We start from the raw sequence: 2,905 nt of genomic DNA on the forward strand, positions 1-2,905 counted from the left end.
CGTCCGCGTCCCGGGCCGGGTCGGCGGGCAGGGCACGGGTGGGCAGCGCCTCGGTGGGCTCCTCCGGGCGCGTCACGCCGGCCGTCCCCGGTCCGGGCTGCGGTGCTGGGCAGCGGGCACGTCGTACTCCTAGCCGGGGGTGCAGTAGTTGTAGAGCGTCACGTACACCGGTTTCGCCGAGGTGGTCGCGTTGCCGGCGGCGTCGACGGCGGTGACCTGGATCGGGATGCGGCTGCTCTGCTTCGGCGCCGGGAACGGGCCGAGCGTGCCGGTGAACACGCCGCGCCCGGCGGCGGCCATCCGGACCGTTCCGGCGGCGCCCTCCAGGGTGTAGCGGAACGTGACCTTCAGGGCGGCCGGACCGCTGCGGTCGTCGGTGACGGAGACGGCGACGGTGCTGCTCTGGATCCCGAACGGGCAGCCCTTCGGTTCGAGCTGACCCGGATCGGCGCTGACGCCACCGACGACAGGCGCGGTGACGTCCGGCGGGGACGGCGGCGCGGTGCTGCGGGACGGGGTGGGGGTCGGTGCGCTGGTGCGTACCGGCGGTCGGACCGGCGGCCGGGTGCCGTCCGGGGTGGCGGACGGCGTACCCGACGGTGGGGTCGGCAGGGCCGACGGCGTCGCCGTCGGCGACGGGGTGGGCGTCGGGTTGCCGCCACCGCCGCCGATCTGCAGGTCGACGCAGGAGTAGAACGCGTTGGCGGTGTCGGCGATGTTCCAGACCGCGAGCAGCTTCTGCCGGCCGGTGAACCCGCCCAGGTTCACCGTGTGCGACACGGTGGCGTCGGGCTGGCGACCACCGCCGTCGACCACCGCGACCCGGGTGCCGCCGATCCAGTACTCCCAGTTCGCGGTGGAGTGCCGGGCGGTGTTGATCCAGGTGAACGTGACGGTGCTGCCGACCGAGGTGGCCGGCCAGTTGCGGCTGTCGTCGTTGAGCACCGCGAACTGGGCGATCCCGGCGTGGCAGGTCTTCAGCCCCTTGGGGCCCTCGACGCTCTGCGGCTCGTACCTGATCTGGCCGCAGTCGGGCACCCGGTTCTGCGCGCACAGCGCCTGGCGGCTGGGTGGCGACGAGACGTAGCCGTGGGCCTGCGCGGGCGCGGCGATCGCCAGGGTCGCGGTCACCGCACCGGTGGTGAGCAGCGGAAGAGTGAGTCTTCGACGCATGGGTGGCAACTCCTTCGGGGGGATCGGAAGGTGCCACGAACATAAATTAAACCTTGTTAACAGTAAAGACTCCTATCTATAAATTAAGCCCTGACGCCTTGAGTGCGCGACGCGGCCCGTGGAATCCTGGTACGTCGATGGCTCACCGCGCGGAGCCGATCACCGTTCCTGGGCACCCGGGCGCCGGCACGGCCCCGGGAGGACGGCACACCCATCCGGGCACCCACCCGCCGTCCGATCCCACGAAGGACACCCGCATGAGGAGAATCGTGCCGCGCGTACGCCGCTGGACCGCGTACGCGGCCGGTCTGCTGCTCGTCACCACCGCGCTCACCACCGCCGCCCCGCCGGTCGCCGGCGCCGCCGCCGACCCGGTCGCGGTGACCGTCAACGCCCGCGCCGGGCTGGCCACCGTGCCGGACACCGCGCTCGGCGTCAACCACGCCATCTGGGACTCCCAGCTGGGCAGCACCGAGACGTCCGACCTGCTCAGGGCGGCCGGCGTGCAGATGCTGCGCTACCCCGGCGGCTCGTACGCCGACATCTACCACTGGAAGACGCACACCGCGCCCGGCGGCTACGTCGCGCCGGACACCGACTTCGACACGTTCATGGCGGCCGCCCGGCGGGTCGGCGCGCAACCGATGATCATCGCCAACTACGGCACCGGCACGCCGGCCGAGGCGGCCGACTGGGTGCGGTACGCCAACGTCACCAAGGGCTACGGCGCGAAGTTCTGGACCGTCGGCAACGAGAACTACGGCAACGGACACTACGGATCGGCCTGGGAGGCCGACGACCACCCGGACAAGAGCGCCACCCAGTACGCCCGCCTTGTGGTCGAGTACGCCGACGCGATGAAGGCGGTCGACCCGGGCATCAAGGTCGGCGCGGTGCTGACCATGCCCGGCAACTGGCCGGACGGCATCACCGCCGGCGCCGACCCGGGGCCGTGGAACCAGACCGTGCTCTCGATCGCCGGCCCGAAGATCGACTTCGTCGACGTGCACTGGTATCCCGGCGGCAGCGCCGCCGAGTCGCTGGCCCGCACCGACCACCTGCCCGACGCCGCCTGGCTGCTGCGCCAGCAGATCGCCCGGTACGCCGGCCCGGGCGCGGACCGGATCGGGATCAGCCTCACCGAGCTGAACGTCGACACCGGCCGCACCACCGCGCCCGGCGCGCTGTTCCTGGCCGACGCCTACAGCGGGCTGCTCGAGCAGGGCGTGTTCACCGTGCAGTGGTGGAACGTGCACAACGGCATCGGTACCGTCTCCGAGGTGGCCGGGCAGACCGACCACGGCGACTTCGGGCTGCTCTCCAGCGGTGGCTGCACCGCCGACGGCGAGGTGTGCGAGCCGCCGTTCAACACCCCGTTCGCGCCGTACCACGCGCTGTCGATGATGAACCTGTTCGCCCGCGCGGGCGACCAGTTCGTCCGCGCCGGCACCGACCAGCCGCTGGTCACCGCGCACGCGGTGCGCCGGCCGGACGGCAGCCTCGCGGTCCTGCTGGTCAACAAGGACCCGGACACCGCCCACCCGGTGACGGTGGACTACGCCGGGTTCACCCCGGCGGACGAGGCGCCGACCGTGCACACGCTGACCAACGGCGCGACCGGGGTGAGCACCGGCCGCTCGGGCAGCGCGGGCGCCCGCACGCTGCCGCCGTACTCGTTGACCACGCTCGTGCTGCGACCGGCCGGCAGCTCCGCCGGGCGGCCCGCCGCCCC

Annotated in this window: 2 protein-coding genes; one reads left to right on the forward strand and one right to left on the reverse strand. The window is 72.8% G+C overall.

Annotated features, from left to right (window positions below):
• Positions 1 to 129: 129 nt before the first annotated feature.
• Positions 130 to 1,173, reverse strand: a complete 1,044-nt coding sequence (locus HUW36_RS29845; protein WP_174531152.1) for a lytic polysaccharide monooxygenase auxiliary activity family 9 protein — start codon at positions 1,171 to 1,173, stop codon at positions 130 to 132.
• A gap of 257 nt (positions 1,174 to 1,430) precedes the next feature.
• On the opposite strand from HUW36_RS29845, the gene HUW36_RS29850 reads away from it, so the two are divergent.
• On the forward strand, positions 1,431 to 2,905 hold a 1,475-nt coding region (locus tag HUW36_RS29850), incomplete at its 3' end, for a glycoside hydrolase family 30 beta sandwich domain-containing protein (protein WP_174531153.1).

It is taken from the genome of Micromonospora maritima (genome assembly GCF_902825405.1).
Taxonomy (GTDB): domain Bacteria; phylum Actinomycetota; class Actinomycetes; order Mycobacteriales; family Micromonosporaceae; genus Micromonospora; species Micromonospora maritima.

Bases quoted from the DNA above. Each gene is read 5' to 3' on its own strand.
- HUW36_RS29845 (WP_174531152.1), bottom strand. From the start codon at position 1,173: ATGCGTCGAAGACTCACTCTTCCGCTGCTCACCACCGGTGCGGTGACC.